This window comes from Caballeronia sp. dw_19, assembly GCF_018449515.1.
In the GTDB taxonomy this organism is placed as follows: domain Bacteria; phylum Pseudomonadota; class Gammaproteobacteria; order Burkholderiales; family Burkholderiaceae; genus Caballeronia.
Genome location: NZ_JAAVUQ010000021.1, coordinates 81,249 through 103,305 on the forward strand (window position 1 = coordinate 81,249; position 22,057 = coordinate 103,305).

A 22,057-nucleotide genomic window follows, 5' to 3' on the forward strand; every position below is an offset into this window, starting at 1 on the left:
TGCTAAGAGGTCGCTCAGGCGCCGCTTAGAGGTCGGCATGGCGCACGCCCGTGGAATAGCGGCGTTCAAAATACAGCAGGACGACGTTCGAAACCGTCGTGATGGCGAGATAGGCAGCGGCTGCGACCAGCATGAAGAAAAACATCTTGTAGGTGCTTTTGCCGGCGTCTTGCGCGGCCTTGACGATATCGGCGAGACCGATGATCGATACCAGCGCCGTCGCCTTGATCAGCACCTGCCAGTTGTTGCCGATCCCCGGCAGCGCGAAGCGCATCATCTGCGGAAACAGGATCCGCACGAACACCCGCACGCCACTCATGCCATAAGCGCTGCCCGCTTCCAGCTGGCCGCGCGGCACCGCGAGAAACGCGCCGCGAAAGGTTTCGGTGAAGTAGGCGCCGTAGATGAAACCGAGCGTAAGCACGCCGGCCGTGAAGGGATCGATGTCGAACTGGTCCAGGCCGAGCGCGTCGGTCAGGTGGTTGACCGCAATCTGGATGCTATAGAAAAGCAGCAGCATCAGGACCAGGTCGGGCACCGCGCGAATCAGCGTCGTGTAGGCGGTGGCAAGGCTGCGCGTGACGCGGTTGCGCGACAGCTTCGCGCTTGCACCCGCGAGCCCGAGCAGGATGGATACCGCGAGAGACAGGACTGCAAGCGCGACCGTCTGCTTCGCGCCCGCCAGCAGGAGTGGACCATAGCCGTAAAGGAACAAGTACATGTCTCCGTCTGTTGAAGGAATCGTGCGGGCATGCGCCTTATCACGGCGGCTTGCCCGTACGACTGGCGCCGATAGTCACCAGCGAAAAAGAATTGCTCAAACGGGGTAGAGGTTGTTTATTGCGCCGCAACAAACGCTCGGTCCGATGGACGTTGCGGACAATGAACCATGGGACAGGGCGTTCAGGCAGGTTGCGGCTTTCGTACGACATGACGCGCGGTATTAGGCGACGAGCGGAATCCACAGGTTTTGCGTCGCTTTTCCGATAGAAACCAGGGGGCTCGGGAAGGCGCTTTGGCAGGTCTGAACATGGAAAATCCGTCCGCCTGATCCATCGTGGATGGAGATGCGACGCAAAAGCGTATCCACTTGCTTTCGCTGAGCGTCGGCGAGCGCAAGCGAGTGGAAGCAAGCAAACACGCCAACTGCTTAGCCGCTGTTCAGAGTGCGTGAAGCAGCCTTAGACCGTAGGCGCTGTGAAACCAGATGTGGTCTACAGCCAAGGCCGCCGCGATCCACGCTGCGCCGACTATCAGCGCGTCGCATCGGCCGCTGTTCCACCAGTTCAGGGAGTGTCGGGAGACGAGCCACGGTACGCCGAGCGGGTTGGGCCAGTCGGCGAAGAGATGCATCAAGCCACCGCAGGCGAAGCCGAAACTGATGGCGGCCCAGGGGCGCACGCCGAGCAGATGGTAAGAAACGGCGAGCAGCGCAACCCAGCCAACGCCCCAATGCGTGAGCGTGCGGTGCGTGATCCACAACCTTCGCGCCCGCGTCCACCACGCCACTTCAAGCCAGTCCGGCGCTGTGCCGCCGAACACGCCGGCACAGAAACTGAGTACGCCCCAGAGGTGATACGGACCGGTCGCGCCGGTCTTGCTGACGACCGCAGCAGCGATAAGACCTGCCGCCCACCCGGTCGCGTGATGCGCGTTGCTCGAAGCCATGAAGGGATACCGCGTGTAGCGAATGAAATGAAGCTGCGCATGTTGACACAAGAGTTGCGTAATGTGCGCACTGTTCTGGCGGATCAAGGCCCGTTCGGGTGATGGCGGATTTTTCAGGCGTCGCGCAGGAGGAAGGGCGGCCGGTAAGCGTCGATGCGGGCTGCCAGAGTCCGCAGGCGGCCCTCAGGCAAGGGGCGGGCGCGCGATTTGCTGAATGAGGATATCGCCACGTTTTACTGATGCCATGACCCGTCTTTTACTGATCGTTTTTTCCTTGCTTGGAATCCTGCTGACCAGTGCTGCGTTTGCCGCCTCCCGCGAGGAGCAGACCGCAGCCTGCAAAGGCGACGCGCTTCACTACTGCGCATCGGAAATTCCGAACGAGCAGAAAATCACCGTCTGTATGAAGGCGCATCTTGAGCAGCTCAGCCCCGAGTGCAAGGCGATGTTCAAGCAACCAGCGACAAGCAAGCACAAGAAGGTGCTCAAGCCCGCATGAACAAGGAGCAATCATGCTGACGCAGACGTTCGAAACGATTCTCGCGCTGTTCTCGCCCGGCTTTATCCGCCTGTCAGCGCTTACGCCGCTCAATGTCGCGCACGGGTTCGGGTCGGTATTGGGAATCCTGATCGGCATTGCGATCCCGCTAGGCATGGCGATGACGACCCGCAAGCAGTTGGAAAGACTTTGAAGATTTGACCTGTCGGGAGGGAACCGGCCGTAGGATTCGTTCGGAATGTGTGCAAGCGAGGCAAGCGACGCGCGAGCACTGGCGCACTCCGGCATTGAGAACGCCGCAACAGCGTTGCGCCCGATGACGCAACGCTTTTTCAACCAAAGCTGCCCGATTCAAGCACGCGCCGCCGTATAACGACGCGCAACTTCAGCCCAGTTGATCACGTTATAGAACGCGGCGATGTACTCCGGCCTGCGGTTCTCATACTTCAGATAATACGCATGCTCCCAGACATCCAGCCCGAGAACAGGGTGGTTGCCTGACGTCAATCCAGCCATCAGTGGGCTGTCCTGATTGCCTGTATTTTCTACGACCAGGCGTCCCTGCGTGTCGACACAAAGCCACGCCCAGCCGCTGCCAAAACGCGTCAGCGCAGCCTTGGTAAAAGCTTCCTTGAAGGCCGCGAATCCGCCCAGGTCGGCATCGATCGCGCGGGCCAGTTCACCATCGGGTTCACCGCCACCTTGAGGCGACATGACGGTCCAGAAAAGGCTGTGATTCTCATGGCCGCCGCCGTTGTTGCGTACGGGCAATTTCAGAGACTCAGGCAGTGAATCAAGTTGTGCCACGAGCGATTCAACCGGTAGATCCTGATACTCCGTGTCCTTCACTGCGGCGTTCAGATTGTTGACGTAGGTTTGATGATGTTTCGTGTGGTGAACTTCCATCGTGCGGGTATCGATGTGGGGTTCGAGTGCATCGAATGAATAGGGCAAGGCGGGCAACGTATAGGGCATCGCAAGTTTCCTTTCCGGTTGGGGGTGAGTCAGTGCGGTATCGGATGGGCGGCGCTCAACGCGAGGCAGCCTGCGCCAAGCGCGCGGGTCACGAGCGGATGGGGTCCGTGCGCACGTATGTGGTTCAGCAAGGCGAAGTGGGTTTCGCGACTGTGGCGCAATGCGGCTTGTTGCAGGCTTGCGTCCTGGTTGCCGTCGAGAAACAGGCGGATGAGGATTTCATGGGCGTGGCAAAGATGCGCGGCGGCGCTGTCCAGATCACCCAGTTCAGCGTGCAGGTCGGCCAGGTTGTGATGCGAAACGACCAATGCGGCGACACAGTCATCCGCCCGTCCTGGCGGCGGTTCCCCGATCAGCCGACCAGCAAGTTCCAGCGCTTGCTGGTAAGCCTTCAGCGCGACATTCCCAGGTGCCGCCGATGAAGTACGCACAGCTTCGCGCATCACACGTTCCCACGCGGACAGGCTCGATCCATTGTTCGGGGCAAACTCGTTTTCCGCAGCATTGGCGATGTGCTGGTGCATGAAAGGGCTCCTGTTTCTGCACCCTTTGCGTTGGCGGACGCCTGCGTACTTGGGATTTTAAATGATAATCATTCGTGTTTGTGGTGTCTAGTGAAATTCAGGTTTTGCGGGGTGTTTTCGTCGCGGGTCCATTTGCAGGCGGCGAGATTCGCACCCCGGCTTCGCACCCCGGCGCAAGTTCACATCGTCAAGCTGACAAAGCCCTTTGGCAATCCCGCCCGCGCGATGGCGCCTGCGAACGGCTCTCCTGGCAGCCACGAAGCCACCTGTTCGCGGATGGCGAGGAGGGCGTCAATATCGATACCCGTTCGCATTCCTTCCGATTCCAGCAGGAACACCGTGTCCTCCGTATTGATGTTGCCGGTGGCGTTCGGCGCGAACGGACAACCGCCCAGGCCTCCGAGCGATGAATCGAAGGCGCGCACGCCGGCGTCGAGCGCGGCGACCACGTTCGCAAGTCCAAGTCCGCGCGTGTCGTGAAAGTGGCAGGTGACGGGGAGGTCACCGGTCAGCGCCAGGACCTGCCGCATCAGCTTGCGCACTTGTCCGGGGTGCGCATAACCGACGGTGTCGGCGATGGCAATCTCATCGGCGCCGGCCTTCAGCAAAGTTTCGACCAGTCGGAGCACGTGCTGTTCGTCGACATGCCCGGAGATCGTGCAGCCGAACGCCGTCGCCACGCCCGCACCGAGCTTGATATCCTGCCGTCCGCTTTCATTGCGTGCGGCGATGATGTTGCTGAAGTCGTCGACGGATTCTGCGGTACTGCGCCGCACGTTCTTGAGGTTGTGTTCGTTGCTCGCCGAGAGAACGTAATGGACTTTCTTCAGGCCGGCGTCGAACGCGCGCTGAGCGCCTTTCAGGTTCGGCACGAGCGCCGATGCGTGCAGTCCGGCAATGGTCAGCGCGCCGCGCGCGACCTCGTCCGAATCGGCGAATTGCGGCACGATCCGGGGCGGCACGAACGACGTCACCTCGATTTCGGTGCAGCCCGCCGCGACCATTCGCCTGCACCATTCGAGTTTTTGCTCTGCGCTGAGAATGGTCTTCACCATCTGCAAGCCGTCGCGCAGCCCGACCTCCCTCACCTGGGCGCGACTATCGTTCATATCGCTTCCTGTTGCCGATTCCATTCCTGTTTCCTCGATATTGCTCGTTAAAGTGCACTGCGGGGCACAGCGCTCGCGTGCGCCTTCACTGAATTGCCGGATTCACCGGATGACCGGCATCGGCGTCGGGTTCGTTACTCGCACCCGCCGCGTCAGCCTTTGCCTGCAGCGCGCGGGTTTGCGGCGCGAACAGGATCACCGCCAGCGCACCGATCAGCATGAGCAGCGCAATCGCGCCAAGGCCACCTATCATGCTGCCGGTCATCGTCTTGATCGAGCCGATGATCATCGGGCTGACAAAACCGCCCAGCAAGCCGACGCAGTTGATGATCGCGACCCCGCCGGCGGCGCCGCTGCCGCGGATGTAATCGGTGGAGATTGCCCAGATCAGCGGGTTGGGCGCGAGGATGCCGGCGGTCGCCACCGAAAGCGCGATCAGCGACAACGTGAGGTTCCCGGCGAGCAGGCTGGCGGCAACCAGTCCAATAGCACCGGCGATCATCGCGCCGCCGCAATGCCAGCGGCGCTCCATCGTCCGATCCGAATGGCGGTTCAGCAGGATCAGCGCGATCCAGCTCACGAAGTACGGGATGGCCGAGTAGCCGCCGATCGCGAGCGGGCTTGCGACGCCCGAGTTTTTGATCAGCGTGGGCAGCCAGAAGCCGATCGCAAACACGCCGGCGATCTGCGCGAACCACACGAAGCCCATCAGGTACACGCGCGGATCACGCAGCGCGCGGGCGAAGGTGTGTTCGGCATGACCGTCGCCGAAGCTTGAGCTCTTGCGCAGGTCGTCGACGATCATCTTCTTTTCCGGCGCCGTCAGCCACTTGGCTTCTTCCGGACTGTTGTCGAGATAGAAGAAGGCGACTACGCCCAGGACGCTTGCCGGCAGTCCCTGCGCGATGAACATCCATTGCCAGCCGTGCATGCCGTGAAAGCCGTTCATGTGCGTGACGAGCCAGCCGGACATCGGGCCGCCGAAGAGACCCGCTATGCCCGTGGCGCACGTGAAGATCGCGATGACCTTGGCGCGGCGCTCGACCGGATACCAGCGCGTGAGGTAAAAAATCACGCCGGGATACAGGCCCGCTTCGGACAGGCCGAGCAGGAAGCGCACCGTGTAGAGATGCGCGGGCAGCGTAACGAACGCAGTCGCCGCCGCGACGATGCCCCACAAAATCATGATGCGCGAAAACGTCTTTTTCACGCCGATACGCGCGAGCAGCAGGTTGCTCGGCACTTCCATCAGCACATAGCCGAGAAAGAAGATGCCCGCGCCGATGCTGTAGGTCAGGTCATTGAAGCCCACGTCCTGCTTCATGTCGAGCTGGGCGATGCCGATGTTGATGCGATCGAGGAACGCGAATACGTAGCACAGGAACAGGAACGGGATCAGCCTGCGCGTGATTTTCGCGTAGGCCCGGTCCGCGTCGTAGGCCGGCTCAACAGGTGTAACGGGGGTCATGATGCGTGTCTCCTCCAGTATGTGGCCGGACGGATCGGCGCCGTCCGTGCCGGTTTGCTGAGTGCGTGCTAGCGTCCCTTGAACGTCGGCTGCCGTTTCTCGTTGTACGCGCTGATACCCTCGAGCCGGTCGGCTGTCGGGATCAGGCGGTTGTATGCCTCTATCTCCACATACAGTCCCGTGTGCAGGTCGGCCTGCATGCCAAGGTCGATCGCCTTCTTCGCCTGCGTCACCGAAAGCGGCGCGCTGGTGCAGATATCGCGTGCCGCGGCCAGTGCTTCGTGCAGTACGTCGCGCGCCTCGCAGAGCTTGTTGACCACACCCCACGCGAGCGCTTCCTCGGCGGTAAAGCGCGCGCCGCGAAAGATCAGTTCCTTCGCCCGCCGCGTGCCGATGGTGCGTGGCAACTGCTGCGTGCCGCCGCCACCCGGCATGATGCCGCGCTTGACTTCGGTGAAGCCGAACACCGCGTCCTTCGATGCATACGCGAAGTCGCAAGCAAGCATCAGTTCGAGGCCGCCCGCCACCGCCGAGCCATTCGCCGCGCAGATGAGCGGGACCGGGCAGTTCGTGATCGCGCGGTTCATGCGTTCAAACAGGTAGTGCTGACGGCCGAACTGTTCATCGGTCATGCCTTCGCGCTGCTTCAGGTCCGCGCCGCCGCAGAATGTGCGCTCGCCCGCCGCCGTGAGAATCACGCAGCGGTAGAGTTCCGGATCGAGCTCGATCGCACCGAACACGCGGATCAGTTCGCGGCCCATCTGCGTGCTGATCGCATTCGATACCTCGGGCCGGTTGATCCGGACAACCAGGATATGGGCGTCGACTTCTTCAAGCTGCAAGGTAGCAAGGGACTCGGACCCCAGATATTCGTTGATCTTCACGGTTTCTCCTGATCTGTCTTTTCAAGTTCTTCAAGTAGATGGTTGTGTTCGCCGAGTCCCGGCGTGCGGCCGATATTGCCGGGCCGAACGCCGCCAAACGATATCGGCAGGCCGACGACCGTCGCCGAGCCATCCGACGTGCGCTTGAGGATATCGAGCGCCTGGGTCTGTTCGTGAACGACCACCTGATCGATGGTCTGGATCGGACCAGAGGGGATGCCGGCTGCGTCGAGCGTATCGAGCCAGTAAGACGACGGCTTCGCGCGAAAAGCCTGTTGCAGCAACTCGATCAACGCGTCACGATTGCTCACCCGCGCGCCGTTGGTCATGAAACGGGCATCGTCGGCGAGCGCAGCAATCCCGAGCACCGCGCAGAGCTTGCGGAACAGGCCGTCATTGCCGGCCGCGACCATGATGGTGGCGTCGGCGCATTCGAACGCCTGGTGCGGCACGATGGCGGCCGTGCCGGAACCCCATCGTCCGGGCAGAACACCGGACGCAAGGTAGTCGGCAATCTGCACGCCGCCCCAGCTGATCGCCGTTTCGTATAACGAAACATCGACGAGTTCGCCCGAGCCGCTCACCTGCCGCCGGAACAGCGCGGCTAGTACGCCGATCGCGGCCCAAAGGCCGGTGCCCATGTCGTTGACCGACACCGGTATGCGGCTCAGTGGTTCGCCGGGGCCGCCGAGGAAACTCATCAGGCCGCCGAGCGCCTGGACGAGCGGGTCATAGCCGGGCTTGTCCCGCAGCGGACCCGTTGTGCCGAAAGCGCCGAGGTTGCAGTAGACGAGCGACGGTTTATCGGCCATGAGTTGCGCCGCGCCGAGGCCATACTTTTCGACACCGCCTGCTTTCAGGTTCTGCAGCACGACATCGGCACGCCGTTCAATCAGCGCCTTCAGCAGGCTCACCTCCTCAGGGTTGCCGAACGACATCGAGATGCTCGACTTGCCGTGGTTGATCGCGTGGAAGAGCGCGGCGGCGCCGTCGATGAAAGGCGGCCCCCAGTCGCGCGCATAGTCGCCTTTGCCGGCATTCTCGATCTTGATCACTTGCGCCCCGAGCGAACCCAGGATCATGCCCGCATAGGGCGCGGCGAGACTATGGCCGATCTCGACCACGCAGATGCCGGTCAGCGGCAGGGGCGGCGTGCGCTGCGTCGTTTGCACGGTCGCGTCCTCACTCATGCGCGATGGCCGGTTCTGGCGTCTCGTCGAGTTCCACGCGATACAGCCGGCGCGCGGCATCGGCGCTGATGTAGCCGTCGGCGATATCGCCAAGGACACGTTCGCGCTCGCGTTCGAGCGGGTCGCCGTAGCCGCCGCTGCCCGCGGGCTGGACGATCACGCGTTCCCCGCGGCGCACAACCGTCTGGCCGCCTTTCGCCGCCACGACCGTCGCGGTGCCGTCGGGCTTTTCCACGCTGCAAAGAAACGGTGTTCCCGACAGGCCGCCGAAGTGGCCTTCGGGTGCGGAACGCCCGCGCTCGCCGGAGACCGTGAACGTGGCTTCGTCATAGTCGACCCGATACACCCGGCGCGATGTCAGTCCGCCCCGATACCGCCCCGCGCCGCCGGTGTCCGGCACGAGGGTCCATTCTTCGAGCAACAGCGGTGAACTGCGTTCGATCATCTCGACCGACTGGCTGCCCGCATTGCCCACATACACGCGAATGCCGCTCACGCCGTCCTTGTCCGCACGCGCGCCCATGCCGCCGGCGTGAACATCGTGCATCGTGACGAAGGCCTGTCCGGTCTGCTCGACGCGGGCGGCGTTCGTATCGCGGCCGCTGAAAATGCCCGCGCAAGAGGCGCAGTTGCTCTGCCCGACAATGCGTTCCGGAATGGCCGACGCGAGCGCTTTCAACAGCAGGTCGATCACGCGCGGCGAGGTTTCGGTGTTGCCCGACACCACGGACGCGGGATACTGGCAGTTCAGCACGCTGCCTTCCGGCGCAATGATGGTGACCGGCCGATAGCAGCCCTGGTTGATCGGAATGCTGATGTCGGTGATCGCCTTGACGGTGAACCAGGTGCTGTTGCACGTGACCGACAGCGGGCAGTTGATGCCCCCGCGCACCTGCGCGCCGGTACCTGTGTAGTCGAACGTCATGTGGTCATCAGCCACCGTGATCTTGACTTTCAATAACGGGCGTTCCTGCTTCCAGCCATACGCTTCGATGGGATCGAGATATTCCTCAGCCTCGTAGGTTCCATTCGGAATCCTGCCGATCGCCGCACGGATCAGCTTCTCGGAATGATCGAGACTCTGGCTCATCGCGGCGCGCAGATCGGCCACGCCATACTTTTCGACGAGATCCACCAGGCGGCGTTCGCCCACGAACGTGCCCGCGTATTGCGCCTGGATATCGAGCAGCAGTTCATGCGAATTGCGGCTGTTGCGGCTCAGGATTTCCAGTACGTCGCGCACCGGCTTGTCGTCGCGGTAAAGCCGCACCGGCGGAATCCGGATGCCTTCGGCGAACACGTCCCAGGTCGTAACGGTATAACTGCCCGGCGATTGCCCGCCAATATCCGTCCAGTGGCCACGCGTCATGACGAACGCAACAATCTCGTCGCCGACGAACACCGGCCGCGTGAACTGCACGTCCGGCTGATGATTGCCGCCGCCCACATACGCGTCATTGCTCACGATCACGTCGCCCGGACGCAAGTTCTCCCGGCCGATCGCTTCAACGGACACGCGCGTCGAGATGACGGCTGAACCGAGCATGGTCGGAATGTCATTGCCTTGCGCGACAAGTTGCATCTCGGCGTCGAAGATCGCGGCGGAAGAATCGCCGCTTGCGTGCATGAGCGGGCTGCCCGCGGTGCGCATCATCGCAATCTTCATTTCACGCGCAATCGCAAAGAGACTGCTGCGAATAATTTCGTAGGTAACGATGTCCATAATCAGGCCGCCAGTTCAATCACAAGGTTCAGGGCTTCATCGACAACGGCGTTTTGCGCCGCTTTCAGCACGGAGCAACTGCTGTGCTCCTCGATGACAGCGGGCCCCTCGACGCGCGCGCCGACCGCCAGCGCGCTGCGTTGATACACGGGAAGGGTATGCATGGCGCCATCGAAATAGACGGAGCGTGTTGCTTTGGACGCGCGCGCCGATGCCGATGGTGTCACGGCAGCCGATTGCGCCACGCCGCCGCGCCAGCCGGTCGGCGTGACGATTTGCAGCCGCAGGTTCGCGACCACGATGGGTTTATCGGCGCTCACGAAATTCCACAGGCGCTGGTGGGCCGCCTCGAAGCTGCTTGCGAGCGACTGGCACAAGCCGTCCTCGTGACCCTGCACCTCGACGGTAATGACGTCGGGCTGCCCCGCATAGCGGCAATCCGCAAGCCGGACGATATGCGCGCTTTCAGGATCGACATCAAGCCGGCGAAGCTCGGTTGCGCCCAGGTTGAGAAGTTCGGCGAACTGCGAGAAAAGCCCGGCGTCGTCGAGATGATCGAGATCCCGTTCCACTGGCCGCTGGTAGTCGTATTGCTGGTCCGCGACCGTCATGCCGAACGCACTGAACAAGCCCGGCAGCGGTGGAATCACCACGCGGCGAATCCCCATCTGCTGCGCGAGATCCAGCGCGTGAACCGGGCCTGCGCCGCCGTAGCAAATATAGGAGAACTCGCGCGGATCGTAGCCGCGCTCGACCGTCATGATTCGAATGGCCTGCGCCATCAGCGCGTTGGCTACCGAGCGCACGGTCTGGGCCGCCTCGAGCACGCTCATGCCGAGCGGCTTCGCCACGCGCTCTTCCACCACCCGATGCGCGGCCTCGGCATCGAGCTTGAATTCGCCGCCGAGGAAACTGTCCGGATCGATATAACCGAGCACGAGATTGCAGTCCGTCACGGTGGCGCGCTGGCCGCCGCGGCCGTAGCAGGCCGGTCCCGGATCGGCGCCCGCGCTCTCCGGTCCGATACGCACGCCGCCGCCCGCATCGATCCATACGATCGAGCCGCCGCCTGCGCCGACCGAGTCGATATCGATACTCGGGCTTCGCACGGCGTAGGTGTGCAAGAGGCTCTTGTTGCGCAGTTCAGGACGGAATTCGCGGATGAGCGAGACATCGAATGTGGTGCCGCCCATGTCGCCGAGAATGGCGTTGCGCAGGCCGCTTTTTTCACAACTGCGGATGGCCGCGCTGACGCCGCCCGCGGGGCCCGATTCAAGCAGCACGATTGGACGATCCGCTACGACGGCCGTGCTCGCGAGACCGCCGTTCGACTGCATGAAGAGGAGCTTGCCGTTAAAACCAAGGTCGGCAAGGCCGTGGCCAAGGCGCTCGATATACCGTCCGCAAACGGGGCCGAGCATCGCGTTGATGACGGTTGAACTCGTGCGTTCGTACTCCATCACCTCGGGGTTGACGTCGTGCGATGCGCAGATAAACCGGTCCGGCAGCAAGCGGCGCAAGATCTCGACAGTCTCGCGTTCATGCTGAGGATTGACATGGGCATGCAGGAACGAAACCGCGACCGCTTCCACGTCGGACGACCGGATCAAGGCCGCCAGGTCGTGCAATTCGCTACGCTGCAGCGGCGCTTCAATGCGCCCGTCGAAGGTCATGCGCTCGGTGACCTCGAGCCGCCAGCGGCGCTCCACCAGCGGGCGCGGGTTATCGAACAGCAGGTCATAGAGATCGGCCCGGTCGTGGCGCGATACACGCCGCAATTCGAGGATGTCGCGAAAGCCGCGCGTGGTGATCAACGCGGTCTTGGCGCCGGTTCCCTCGACCACCATGTTGGTGGCCATGGTCGTGCCATGGCCGAGAAACGATACGTCCGCGCTCGTCGAGCCCGATATCTCCAGGATGCGCCGGTAGCCTTCCATTGCGCCGACAACCCGGTCCTTGGGCGTGGTCGGCACCTTGGTCGACCAGACCTGACCGTTTGCATCGTCCACCATGACGACGTCGGTGAACGTGCCTCCCACGTCGATTCCAATTCTTCTCACGCTGCTCATCTCCACGGTCTCTGGGTTTCATGGCGCGGCATTGATCAGCTATGATCGGACGCCCGCCGCATGCTCTGCTAGTGAATGAATGAGTGTAGTGATGCAGGAGGGTGCACAGATAATGAAACCTTCCGATCACGTGAGACTGTGGAGTTATATCGGTGATAACCAGTATCGACGCAATTCTCAGGCGCTTGCGCGGCAGCCATGTCGCGCTCCTGATCGCGCTCGACGATCACGGCTCGTTGCGTCGCGCCGCGCAGCAGGTGTCGCTTTCGCAACCGGCCACGACCAAGTCGCTGCGGGAAATAGAATCGATGTTCGGCACGGAACTGTTCGCGCGTTCGCCGCGCGGCATCGTGGCGAACGAACTTGGACGCTGCGTGATCCGCCACGCGCGTACCTTGCGCGCGGACGTCGGCGCGCTGCGCGACGAGCTGGCCGCGATCATGCGGGGCAGGGGCGGCACGCTTGCCATCGGGGCCGTGATGGGCGCGGTGCCAGGCTGGCTCACGCCGACGCTCAAGGCGCTGCGCGAAGTGGAACCGGATGTCGCGGTGGAAGTGTGGGAGGACAACAGCGCGCGGCTGCTTTCCATGCTGGACCAGCGTACGCTCGACCTGGTACTGGGACGGCCAAGCGTCAGCGTTCATCCGGAGGCTTACGACTTCATTCCGCTTGCCGTGGAAGAGATGTGCATTGTCGTGGACGGGGCGCATGAACTCGCCCGCAAGCCGGACGTCAGCTTGCTCGACATCGCGACGAATCCATGGATCGTGCCGCAGGCGCACTTGCCGCTGCGCTCGTTGCTGGAGCAGGTGTTCGAGGACGAGGGCCTGCCGTTTCCCGCTTACGCGACCGAAACCTCGTCCACGTTCGCCACGCTTGCGCTGCTGCGTTCCGGCGATGGCGCCGTCGGCCTCATCCCCATGATCGTCGCGCAATATTTCGCGGAGGGCGGGTTGATCGGCATCCTGCCGATCAAGATCACGCGCACCGGCGCGCCTTACGGTATTGCTACACGCCGGGGCGCAACGCTCACCCGGCCGGTCCAGATGTTCATCGACCTTTGCCGCAGCCGGGCCGAAAACGCCACCCCCTGACGCGTCCGCCATGCGCCGCTGAGCGCATAGTCGAATACTTTTCCCTGCTCTCATGCCCGCGCCCCGGTCCCGAGGCGTCGGTGTGCGGCCGCTTGCAACCCGGCCGCACGCGCTTTTCCCCTCGCTCCCGCCCCGCTGTTTTCCCATTCGCCAATCCCCCGATACACCCGCTCAGGGCAAACCCCTAACGCGGCATCGATTGTGTATTTGCATTATATTTATATAAAATATAATTTATGGGTCTCGATGCCGGTCGAGATTTCGTATGGCGTCGCGTATTCAAGTATCCGACTATTCATGATCATTCGCTGGCATCCGCTGCCGGGCTTAAAACGGCATCCGACCTGAGAGCGAGCTCATTCCTAGAAAAACCAACAGCATTCAGGAGACATTCGTGCAGCCCACCGATCCTGTAACACTTGCATCACCCACCTCTGTTTCCGGCGACCATGCGCAAGTCTATGGCCGCATTGCGCGCCGCTTGCTGCCCTTGCTTTTGATCTGCTATGTCGCGTGTTACCTGGATCGGGTGAACGTCGGATTCGCGAAGCTGCAGATGGCGGCTGACCTGGGCTTCAGCGACACCGTCTATGGACTTGGCGCGGGGATGTTCTTTATCGGCTACCTCGCGTTCGAGATGCCGAGCAACATGATCCTGTATCGGGTAGGGGCGCGCCTGTGGCTGGCGCGAATCATGATTACGTGGGCGCTGGTGTCCGCCGCGACGCTCTTCGTGCATACGCCGACCATGTTCTATGTCATGCGTTTCCTGCTCGGCATCGCGGAAGCCGGCTTCTTTCCGGGCGTGGTGCTGTATCTGACCCAGTGGTTCCCTTCGGAGCAACGCGGCAAGGTCATCACCCTGTTCATGATCGGCATACCCATTGCCGGTGTGCTCGGCGGTCCGGTATCGGGATGGATCATGGAGCATATGAGAGGGACGGGTGGCCTGGCCTCATGGCAGTGGCTGTTTCTGCTTGAATCATTGCCGTCCATCGTCCTTGGGTTCGTGCTGTTCTTCTTCCTGCCAAATAACCTGGCCGACGTCAAATGGATGACCGCGGATGAGAAACAGTACGTCCGCTCGCAACTTGCGAACGAACGGCGAGGGAAGGCCGACGCGTCCTTCACGCAGATGCTGCTGGACCGGCGCGTGTGGATATGCGTGGCGATCAACTTCTGCAACGCCATGGGACAGTACGGCATCGGTTTTTGGCTGCCCACGCTGGTACAGAAAATGGGCATCCACGATAACTTCGAGATCGGCTACCTGAGCGCGATTCCTTATGCGGTTGCCGTGGTCGCGATGGTGCTGGTCAGCCGAAGTGGTGACCGCCTGCGAGAACGGCGCTGGCACGTGGCCGGCCCCGCATTGGTCGGTACGCTGGGTTTTGTGCTGAGTACCTTGCTGGTCGATCGACCGTCGTTCGCCATTGCTGCGCTGACGCTCGCGACCGCTGGCGTGATGACAACGCTGCCGCTTTTCTGGTGCCTTCCGACAGCGTTCCTGAAAGACGCATCGGGCGCGGCCGGTATCGGGTTGATCAATTCCGTGGGCGGGCTGGCGGGATTCGCGAGTCCGTTCCTGACAGGACGGCTCAATGATGTGACGCACGACGCGCGCTACGGCGTCTGGATGCTGGCCGCGTGGCTGGTTCTGAGCGCCTTCCTGATTCTTTCCATCCCGGCGAAGCTGGTGAACCGATAACGGCATACATCCGTCGCGCGTTACCGGCGCACGTCACCCGCGGCCACTGACAGGTCTCATGCCGAGACGCAAACCGCGCGACCGCGAAGCTCAGGTGACACTGCCGCTGGCGGAAACTGTCGCTTGACAAAGGCCGGCGAGACATAGAATATAAAAAATAAAAAATATTTCTGTCATGGCCGATGATATAAATACGAGCGCGTTCGTACCGGATGCACACGCCGGAGAATGCGTTCGGGGTCAAAGGAAAACAGGTGCAAGCCGGCTTCAGCCGGGCACCACGACGTAGTGAGCGACAAGACACACGCGTCGCGCAATCGTGGTCAGGCCGGCATCTCGATCGAGCGGCGACGCTCGCAACTTTTGGATGAACCGCGGTAAGAAAAGATTCAGGAGACTGACTTGAACGTTCAGAAGATTGGCAACGTAGCAATCCATAAAGTCGATGAGATTGCGCGGATGGCGCTGGAAGCAAAGTGGCTGTTTCCATCGATTGACGAAGAGCTTGTCGCAGCGCATCGGCACACGCTCGGTCCGCTGCTCGTGGAACCCGGGTCCACGAGGCTGTACATGAGCTTTCATAGCTATGTCATCCGCACCCGGCATCACACCATCCTGGTCGATGCCTGTAACGGCAACCACAAGCAGCGTCCCTCGATGCCGGCCTGGAACGACCTCGATACGCCGTATCTCGCCAACCTCGCCGCTATCGGCGTGCGGCCTGAAGACATCGACATCGTGTTGTGCACGCATTTGCATGCGGATCACGTTGGCTGGAACACACGCCTTCAGAATGGCAAATGGGTGCCGACGTTTCCGAACGCGCGCTACCTGATGGCGCGCGTGGAATACGAGCACCTGTTGAAGCAGAAACATGCCGATCCGCACACGCCGGTCAATCGCGGCTCATTCGACGACAGCGTCCTGCCGGTTGTCGAGCACGGCCGCGCGGACATGGTCGAGTTGGACCACATGGTCGAGCGCGAACTGGGCGAGAACATCTGGTTGTCTCCGGCATGCGGCCACACACCGGGCCATGTGTTCGTCAATGTGGGCGAGCATGGCCGCGAACGCGCCGTGTTCACAGGCGACGTCATTCATCACCCGATCCAGTTCATCGATACGAGCGTCGCCAACCTGGCGGACTTCAACCCGCAGCAAGCGCGGGACACGCGCCTGGGGCTTATGCGCCGTTACGCCGATACCGACACGCTTGTCATGACAGGACACTTTCCTTCGCCGACCGCGGGCCGCATCGTGAGTCATGGTGATCAGTTCCGCTTCGCGTTCAAGGAAGACTGACGCCCGGGCAAAAACCGCGCAATGGAGCAGGGCGCTTTCGTTGCCGGTTGAAGTAAGCGCATCTCGGGTGGGTAGTTAGCTGCCCGGACAATTCCAACTGGAGACATGTATGAGCAAGAGGAAGTTTGGGGCGATCGCGACACGCGCGTTGTGCGCGGGTGCTTTGTGCGCAATCGCATTGTCGGCCCATGCGCAGGAAGTGATGAAGATTGGCGTGATTGCTTCGCTGTCCGGAGGCGGCACTGCCTGGGGCCTCGGGCTCGAGCGGGGCGTACAGATCGCGGCTGACCAGATCAACGAACAGGGCGGTTTGAAGCTCGCGGGCAAGACCTACAAGCTGGAGGTGATCCCCTACGACGACCAGTACAACGCGGCGCAGGCGAAGACGGCCGCTGACCGGCTCGTCAATCGCGACGAAGTGAAGGTTATTTTTGGCCCGGTCGGCTCACCCGGCGCAATGGGCTCGCTGCCGGTCACGCAGCCGGCGAAGGTAATTCAGTTCGTCGACGGTTATGCACCCGCGATTCTGAAGAACGAGTGGCAGGGCGCGTACGTATTTCGTATCAACAACAGCACCCTCGAATTCTCCGAACCCATAGTTGCGTGGTTGAAGAAGACTTATCCGAATGCGAAAAAGGTCGGCATGATCGCGCCGAACGACGCGACGGGGCAGGCGGGCGTGCCGATCCTGGCAACGGCCTACAAGAACCAGGGGTTCACTGTATGGACCGAGAACTATGAGCGGGGAACGAAGGAGTTCACGCCGCTGGTGCTGCGCATGATGGCGCAGAACGTCGATGTATTCGATCTCAACGCGAACGCGCCGGGCGAAGCCGGGCTCCTCGTCAAGCAGGCGCGCCAGGTTGGCTATAAAGGGCTGATCGTGCAGTCGGGCGGGGCCGGTATTGATGAGCTGATCGCTATTGCGGGGCCGCTTGCCAACAACATGCTGAAGTACGACGTCATTGACGAATCCTTGCCACGTGTCCAGCCGTTCGTGGCGCTTTATCACAAGAAGTACACCGGTGTGATGAACGGGCTCGCACCGGTCTACTACAACGCCGCGAACATCTACTTCGAAGCAATGCGCCGCGCCGATTCCACCGACACAACCAAGATTCGCGACCAGATCGAAAAGCTGGGCGGAAACTATGACGCACCGATTTTCGGCAAGGTGGTGTGGACCGGCGAGAAGAACTACGGCGTGAATCACCAGCTTCTGCATACGTTCGTGATCAAGGAAGTGCAGAACGGCAAAGCAACGGTGAAAGCGGTGATCACGCCCTAACGGCAGCCCGGCAGCCCCGGATTGCCCACGGTCGATGCCCGCGCTCCACGCGCGGATTCGGCTGCTGCGGTAATCGGTGAAAAGCGATTCAGGAGCGTTCATGTTTTCTTTTTCTGTTTTAGCGCAAGTGTTTGTGGACGGCATAGGCCTGAGCGCGATCTATATTCTGATCGCGCTCGGGTTCACCTTGCTGTTCGGCATCATGCGTGTCGTGAATTTTGCGCATGGAGCATTTGCGATGCTGGGGGGCTATGCGCTCTATTACCTTTACGGCAATCTCGGATTGCCGTACCTGGTCGCGGCGCCGCTCGCCGCGTTCGTTGTTGCCACGGGAGCGCTCGTGCTTGAGCGGCTCGTATACCGGTTTTTCTATCAGAAGATGTTCCAGAGCATGATCGGGCTGCTCGGGCTCGACATGGCGATCACGTACCTCGCGGTCATTGCGTGGAATGCCGAGGAGCGTTCGGTGCCGCCGAGCACGGACGCGCTGATGCAAGCGGGCACTCTCGTGTTTCCCGCGCAAAAGCTGATCATTGCCGGGATCGCGGCCGTGGCGCTGCTGGCGTTCTATCTGTTCACGCATTACTCCCGGTACGGGCTCGCCATGCGCGCGGCATCGCAGGATGTCGACATTGCCGAGGCGCAAGGCGTCAACAGCAAGTCTATTTATCGGCTCGCGTTCTTCATTGCAATTTTCATGGCGGCGCTCGCCGGCGGCTTCTATGCGCAGACCTATGCGCTCTCGCCGTTCGCCGGTGAGCCACAGTTGATGATCGCCTTCGTGGTCGTGATCCTGGGCGGCATGGGCAGTATTCCAGGGGTGGCGCTGGGCGGCTTGCTGCTCGGTTTCGCCAATAGTTTCCTCGGGACGTTCTACGGCAGCGCGACATCGGTTTTCGTGTCGTTCGGGGCGGTCATCCTGTTGTTGATCGTGCGGCCCTGGGGCCTGTTAGGAGCGAGGGAAGCATGAGCAAACCATCGACTATCGATTCCGGCGCATTGCATCAAGGCGTGAGGCCGCGCAGGCTCGGTGAACAGCCGGTGCGCCGCTGGCTCACGCATCCGGGTGTGCTTGCGATCATTGTGCTGGCGCTGATTGCATTGCCGCTGGTGTTCACGAACAAGTTCATCCTGTCCGTTGCGGTGACCACCTTCATCACGGCGATTGCCGCAGCGTCCTTGCACCTGATCGTGCGGACGGGTCACGTCTCGCTTGGGCATGCGGCGTTCATGGGCATTGGCGCTTACGTATCGGCGATTGCGACCATGCAGTTGAACCTCGCATTTCCGCTGGCCCTCGCGCTCGGTTTTCTCGCGCCTGCCGTGATTGCATTGCTGATTGGCCCGGTCGTGCTGCGCCTGACCGGCAAGTACTTCGTGCTGGTTACATTCCTGCTCGGTGAAATTGTCAGGACCGTGTTCGTCAACTGGTCGAGCGTGACGGGCGGATCGAGCGGCATATCGGGCGTGCCCTCGCCGAGTCCGCTGTTTGCGCAGCCGGTACCGTTCTATTATCTCGCGCTTGCGTTCGTGGTCGTGATCCTGGCGTTCATCGCACGGCTGCTGACTTCAGAGATTGGCCGCACGATCGAATCGATCCGCGAAAGCGAGGCGCTTGCGCGCTGTTCCGGTGTGCCGGTCCTGCGCACGAAAGTGGTCATCTTCATGCTGGGCTGCGGACTGGCCGGCGTGGCCGGTGCGCTGCAAGGGCACTTCGTCCACTACATCGATCCAACGTCGTTCTCGATGGACCAGTCGCTCAATCTCGTGGTCATCAATGTGGTCGGCGGCATGTACACGCTGATCGGGCCGATTGTCGGCACGTTGTTCATCGTCCTGCTGCCTGAGTTTCTGCGTGGTTATGTGGAACTTCAGCATGTGTTCTTCGGCATCGTGCTGATTCTCGTCATGGCGTTTTTCTCGGGAGGCATTGCGGATATCGGCACGTTGTTCAGGCGGCTCTCGCAAGAGCGCGGCGCGAGGAGGGGAACGCAATGACCCATCTGCTCGATATCGACAAGCTCACCCGGCACTTCGGCGGCTTGGCCGCCGTATCCGACCTGACCTTTCACGTCGATGAAAACGAAATCCTCGGCATCATTGGACCCAACGGCGCAGGCAAGACGACGGCCATCAATCTGGTGAGCGGCGTGATCCGGCCGAGCAGCGGTCACGTACGGGTCGCGGGCGAAGACGTGACCGGGCTGCTGCCCCACGTGCTGGCCCGCAAGGGGCTCGTCCGCACCTTCCAGTCGACGACGGTGTACGGCGAGCGCACGGTCCGCGAGAACGCGATGCGTGGTGCGTATCTCGGCATGTATCCGGGCGCTGTTGCGGCGTTCCTGAATACCGCGCGTGCGCGTCGGCTAAGGGAAGAATCCGTGCGTCGCGTGAATGAATTGCTGGAATGGCTCAATCTCGCCGATGTCGCCCATCTCAAGGCGGGCAGTCTTCCGTACGGACATCAGAAGACGCTCGGCATGGTCATCTCGCTGGCGGCGCAACCGCGCATCATCATGCTCGATGAGCCCGTCGCCGGCCTGAGCGCCGAGGAAGCCGATCACGTGCGCGACACCATTCTGAAAATTCGCGAGCGCGGCATCACGGTCGTTGTCATTGATCACAACATGCGTTTCATGAAGGGACTCTGCGACCGCGTCATGGTGATGAACCAGGGACACGAGTTGACAACGGGCTTGCCGCTCGAGGTGCTTGCGAATCCGCTGGTCATCGAAGCGTATCTTGGGAGGGGTCATGCCGCAGCTCATAGTATCTGATTTGAACGTGCGCTATGGCCGTGTGATCGGCACGCAGGACGTGTCGTTTTCCGTGGACGAGGGCGAGATCTTCGCGCTTGTCGGCAGCAACGGCGCGGGCAAGAGCAGTGCGATCAAGGCCATCATTGGAATGGCGCATTACAGCAGCGGCAAGATCACGTTCGAAGGCGAGGACCTGGCTGGACTGAAGACCAGTGAAATCGTCCGCCGTGGCATTGCGCTGTCGCCGGAGGGGCGGCGCGTCTTCCCGCAATTGACGGTGGAGGAGAACTTGCGCATGGGCGCATTCACGCGTGCACGCGATGAGTCCCAGGTGCGCATGCAACAGATCTACCGCTATTTTCCGCGCTTGAAGGAACGCGTGAAGCAGCACGCCAGCAACCTGAGTGGTGGCGAGCAGCAGATGCTCGCTATCGGCCGGGCGCTCATGTCGCGGCCAAAACTGTTCTTGCTCGACGAGCCGTCGCTTGGGCTTGCGCCGATCATTGTCGAGCGTATTGGTGACGTACTCGACGAGATCCGCCGTGAAGAGAAGCTCACGGTGATTCTCGCCGAGCAGAACGCGCACTGGGCGATGCACCTTGCGTCGAGAGCGACGATCTTCGAGCTGGGCCGCTCGGTGAATACCGGGCAGACCGAGGCGTTGCTCCAAGATCCTGCCGTGCGTAACGCTTATCTCGGCGTGTGACGCGGTACCCGGTGCATCACGGCATCACACTTCAAGCCCCGCTCTTTTGCATACGATGCGACAGGCCGCAACGGCCTCCAAGGAAACGATGAAGAAGATACTGAATCAACCGGACGATTACGTCGACGAGACACTCGACGGAATGTGCGCAGCGCATCCCGATGTGTACCGGCGCACGGGTGAAAGCGGTCGCGTCATCATGCGCGCCGAGCCTGGTTTTGACGGCAAGGTCGGAGTGGTATCCGGCGGCGGCTCGGGACATCTGCCCTTGTTCACCGGCTACGTGAGCCCGGGCCTGCTCGACGCATGCGCGGTCGGCAACGTCTTCGCGGGGCCGGCGATTGGCGATTGTATCGACGCAATGCGCGCAGCCGATCACGGCGCGGGCGTGCTGCGCCTGTATGGAAACTACGGCGGCGACCGGATGAACTTCGACATGGCGGGTGAGCTGACCGAGCTTGATGGCATGCGAAGTGCGACCGTGCTGGTTGCCGACGACGTCGCCAGCGCGAGCCATGAAGAGCGCGCGAAGCGGCGCGGCGTGGCGGGTGTGGTCTATGCGTACAAGATCGCGGGTGCGAAAGCGGAAGAGCGGGGCGCATCGCTGGAGGACGTCACGCGCGTGGCCCGTAAAGCCGTCGATGCCTGCGCTTCGATCGGCGTGGCGCTCACGCCTTGCATCGTCCCTGAAGCCGGTGTACCGAGCTTCACGATCGGCGACAACGAGATCGAGATGGGCATGGGCATTCACGGTGAGCCGGGCATCTGGCGGGGTGAACTGAAGACGGCCGATACGCTTGCTGCCGAGATGCTCGAGCGCGTGTTGAGCGACCTTGGCATTGGCACAGGCGAGCGCGTTTCGGTGATGGTCAACTCGCTGGGCGCAACGCCTTATGAGGAACTTTATATTCTCTATCGCGCGGTCGCCCGGGAGCTTGCGGCCAAGGGCGTGAGCATTGTTGCGCCGCTGGTTGGCCGCTATGCGACATCGATGGAAATGACCGGCGCATCGCTCACGCTGCAACGGCTCGACGGCGAACTCGAGGCATTGTTGCGCGCGCCGGCGAATTGTCCATTCTGGAGGTCGTGAG

The 22,057-nt window shown here is 61.8% G+C and carries 21 protein-coding genes; 11 read left to right on the top strand and 10 right to left on the bottom strand.

Translation table 11 applies throughout. The annotated features are described in order from the left end of the window. Window positions 1-25: 25 nt before the first annotated feature. Together hisQ and HB376_RS25035 are read right to left on the bottom strand one after the other, a co-directional pair. Window positions 26-715, bottom strand: a complete 690-nt coding sequence (gene hisQ, locus HB376_RS25030) for a histidine ABC transporter permease HisQ (protein ID WP_213766454.1) — start codon at window positions 713-715, stop codon at window positions 26-28. A gap of 446 nt (window positions 716-1,161) precedes the next feature. Then, window positions 1,162-1,668, bottom strand: coding sequence for a metal-dependent hydrolase (locus HB376_RS25035; RefSeq protein ID WP_213766383.1), 507 nt, complete (start codon window positions 1,666-1,668; stop codon window positions 1,162-1,164). 214 nt (window positions 1,669-1,882) lie between these two features. On the opposite strand from HB376_RS25035, the gene HB376_RS25040 reads away from it, so the two are divergent. After that, entirely contained in the window at window positions 1,883-2,167 is a 285-nt protein-coding gene (locus tag HB376_RS25040; RefSeq protein WP_255631556.1) for a hypothetical protein, read from the top strand. Window positions 2,168-2,180: 13 nt separating this feature from the next. Then, window positions 2,181-2,360: a hypothetical protein gene (locus HB376_RS25045; protein WP_213766385.1), complete on the top strand. Its 180-nt coding sequence runs from the start codon at window positions 2,181-2,183 to the stop codon at window positions 2,358-2,360. 158 nt (window positions 2,361-2,518) lie between these two features. Here HB376_RS25045 and HB376_RS25050 read toward each other — a convergent pair whose 3' ends face one another. The 8 genes from HB376_RS25050 to HB376_RS25085 form a co-directional block, all read right to left on the bottom strand. Continuing rightward, window positions 2,519-3,142: a superoxide dismutase gene (locus tag HB376_RS25050; protein ID WP_213766387.1), complete on the bottom strand. Its 624-nt coding sequence runs from the start codon at window positions 3,140-3,142 to the stop codon at window positions 2,519-2,521. Window positions 3,143-3,171: 29 nt separating this feature from the next. Continuing rightward, window positions 3,172-3,666 carry a hypothetical protein gene (locus HB376_RS25055; protein WP_213766389.1) on the bottom strand — a complete coding sequence of 165 codons (495 nt, stop codon included), beginning with the start codon at window positions 3,664-3,666 and terminating at the stop codon, window positions 3,172-3,174. 179 nt (window positions 3,667-3,845) lie between these two features. Further along, window positions 3,846-4,775 carry a hydroxymethylglutaryl-CoA lyase gene (locus HB376_RS25060; protein WP_213766391.1) on the bottom strand — a complete coding sequence of 310 codons (930 nt, stop codon included), beginning with the start codon at window positions 4,773-4,775 and terminating at the stop codon, window positions 3,846-3,848. A gap of 85 nt (window positions 4,776-4,860) precedes the next feature. Continuing rightward, window positions 4,861-6,243 carry an MFS transporter gene (locus HB376_RS25065; protein ID WP_213766392.1) on the bottom strand — a complete coding sequence of 461 codons (1,383 nt, stop codon included), beginning with the start codon at window positions 6,241-6,243 and terminating at the stop codon, window positions 4,861-4,863. A 68-nt stretch (window positions 6,244-6,311) separates the two neighbouring features. Next, the gene (locus HB376_RS25070; protein WP_213766394.1) at window positions 6,312-7,127 is read right to left on the bottom strand and encodes an enoyl-CoA hydratase-related protein; all 816 of its coding nucleotides are present in this window, start codon (window positions 7,125-7,127) and stop codon (window positions 6,312-6,314) included. Beyond that, window positions 7,124-8,299 (bottom strand): CoA transferase, encoded by a 1,176-nt coding sequence (locus tag HB376_RS25075; RefSeq protein ID WP_346730574.1) that lies wholly within the window; start codon window positions 8,297-8,299, stop codon window positions 7,124-7,126. Before HB376_RS25075 ends, HB376_RS25070 begins: the two co-directional genes overlap by 4 nt. A gap of 10 nt (window positions 8,300-8,309) precedes the next feature. Further along, entirely contained in the window at window positions 8,310-10,040 is a 1,731-nt protein-coding gene (locus HB376_RS25080) for a hydantoinase B/oxoprolinase family protein (RefSeq protein WP_213766396.1), read from the bottom strand. Window positions 10,041-10,042: 2 nt separating this feature from the next. After that, a complete protein-coding gene (locus HB376_RS25085; RefSeq protein ID WP_213766398.1) occupies window positions 10,043-12,100 on the bottom strand; it encodes a hydantoinase/oxoprolinase family protein in 2,058 nt (685 codons plus the stop codon). Between the two features lie 161 nt (window positions 12,101-12,261). Here HB376_RS25085 and HB376_RS25090 point away from each other — a divergent pair, with 161 nt between their 5' ends. From HB376_RS25090 to HB376_RS25130, 9 genes are all read left to right on the top strand, one after another. After that, complete coding sequence (locus HB376_RS25090) at window positions 12,262-13,203, top strand: LysR substrate-binding domain-containing protein (protein WP_213766399.1); 942 nt, start codon at window positions 12,262-12,264, stop codon at window positions 13,201-13,203. Between the two features lie 394 nt (window positions 13,204-13,597). Next, on the top strand, window positions 13,598-14,911 hold the full coding sequence (locus tag HB376_RS25095; RefSeq protein ID WP_213766400.1) for an MFS transporter: 1,314 nt from the start codon (window positions 13,598-13,600) through the stop codon (window positions 14,909-14,911). A 402-nt stretch (window positions 14,912-15,313) separates the two neighbouring features. Continuing rightward, a complete protein-coding gene (locus HB376_RS25100) occupies window positions 15,314-16,213 on the top strand; it encodes an MBL fold metallo-hydrolase (protein WP_213766401.1) in 900 nt (299 codons plus the stop codon). A 109-nt stretch (window positions 16,214-16,322) separates the two neighbouring features. Further along, complete coding sequence (locus HB376_RS25105; protein WP_213766402.1) at window positions 16,323-17,501, top strand: ABC transporter substrate-binding protein; 1,179 nt, start codon at window positions 16,323-16,325, stop codon at window positions 17,499-17,501. Window positions 17,502-17,601: 100 nt separating this feature from the next. Further along, a complete protein-coding gene (locus tag HB376_RS25110; RefSeq protein WP_213766403.1) occupies window positions 17,602-18,471 on the top strand; it encodes a branched-chain amino acid ABC transporter permease in 870 nt (289 codons plus the stop codon). Then, window positions 18,468-19,499: a branched-chain amino acid ABC transporter permease gene (locus HB376_RS25115; protein WP_213766405.1), complete on the top strand. Its 1,032-nt coding sequence runs from the start codon at window positions 18,468-18,470 to the stop codon at window positions 19,497-19,499. The genes HB376_RS25110 and HB376_RS25115 overlap by 4 nt, the downstream gene beginning before the upstream one ends. Further along, entirely contained in the window at window positions 19,496-20,278 is a 783-nt protein-coding gene (locus HB376_RS25120) for an ABC transporter ATP-binding protein (RefSeq protein WP_213766457.1), read from the top strand. Before HB376_RS25115 ends, HB376_RS25120 begins: the two co-directional genes overlap by 4 nt. Further along, window positions 20,256-20,966 carry an ABC transporter ATP-binding protein gene (locus tag HB376_RS25125; RefSeq protein ID WP_213766406.1) on the top strand — a complete coding sequence of 237 codons (711 nt, stop codon included), beginning with the start codon at window positions 20,256-20,258 and terminating at the stop codon, window positions 20,964-20,966. Before HB376_RS25120 ends, HB376_RS25125 begins: the two co-directional genes overlap by 23 nt. A gap of 88 nt (window positions 20,967-21,054) precedes the next feature. Beyond that, complete coding sequence (locus HB376_RS25130) at window positions 21,055-22,056, top strand: dihydroxyacetone kinase subunit DhaK (protein ID WP_213766407.1); 1,002 nt, start codon at window positions 21,055-21,057, stop codon at window positions 22,054-22,056. The last annotated feature ends 1 nt before the right edge of the window (window position 22,057 follow it).

What these genes read in the sequence shown, in the direction of transcription:
- HB376_RS25055 (WP_213766389.1), bottom strand. Translation starts at nt 3,666, where the DNA reads ATGCACCAGCACATCGCCAATGCTGCGGAAAACGAGTTTGCCCCGAAC.
- HB376_RS25105 (WP_213766402.1), top strand. Translation starts at nt 16,323, where the DNA reads ATGAGCAAGAGGAAGTTTGGGGCGATCGCGACACGCGCGTTGTGCGCG.
- HB376_RS25050 (WP_213766387.1), bottom strand. Translation starts at nt 3,142, where the DNA reads ATGCCCTATACGTTGCCCGCCTTGCCCTATTCATTCGATGCACTCGAA.
- HB376_RS25130 (WP_213766407.1), top strand. Translation starts at nt 21,055, where the DNA reads ATGAAGAAGATACTGAATCAACCGGACGATTACGTCGACGAGACACTC.
- HB376_RS25110 (WP_213766403.1), top strand. Translation starts at nt 17,602, where the DNA reads ATGTTTTCTTTTTCTGTTTTAGCGCAAGTGTTTGTGGACGGCATAGGC.
- HB376_RS25040 (WP_255631556.1), top strand. Translation starts at nt 1,883, where the DNA reads ATGAGGATATCGCCACGTTTTACTGATGCCATGACCCGTCTTTTACTG.
- HB376_RS25060 (WP_213766391.1), bottom strand. Translation starts at nt 4,775, where the DNA reads ATGAACGATAGTCGCGCCCAGGTGAGGGAGGTCGGGCTGCGCGACGGC.
- HB376_RS25035 (WP_213766383.1), bottom strand. Translation starts at nt 1,668, where the DNA reads ATGGCTTCGAGCAACGCGCATCACGCGACCGGGTGGGCGGCAGGTCTT.
- HB376_RS25080 (WP_213766396.1), bottom strand. Translation starts at nt 10,040, where the DNA reads ATGGACATCGTTACCTACGAAATTATTCGCAGCAGTCTCTTTGCGATT.
- HB376_RS25115 (WP_213766405.1), top strand. Translation starts at nt 18,468, where the DNA reads ATGAGCAAACCATCGACTATCGATTCCGGCGCATTGCATCAAGGCGTG.
- HB376_RS25045 (WP_213766385.1), top strand. Translation starts at nt 2,181, where the DNA reads ATGCTGACGCAGACGTTCGAAACGATTCTCGCGCTGTTCTCGCCCGGC.
- HB376_RS25120 (WP_213766457.1), top strand. Translation starts at nt 19,496, where the DNA reads ATGACCCATCTGCTCGATATCGACAAGCTCACCCGGCACTTCGGCGGC.
- HB376_RS25125 (WP_213766406.1), top strand. Translation starts at nt 20,256, where the DNA reads ATGCCGCAGCTCATAGTATCTGATTTGAACGTGCGCTATGGCCGTGTG.
- HB376_RS25065 (WP_213766392.1), bottom strand. Translation starts at nt 6,243, where the DNA reads ATGACCCCCGTTACACCTGTTGAGCCGGCCTACGACGCGGACCGGGCC.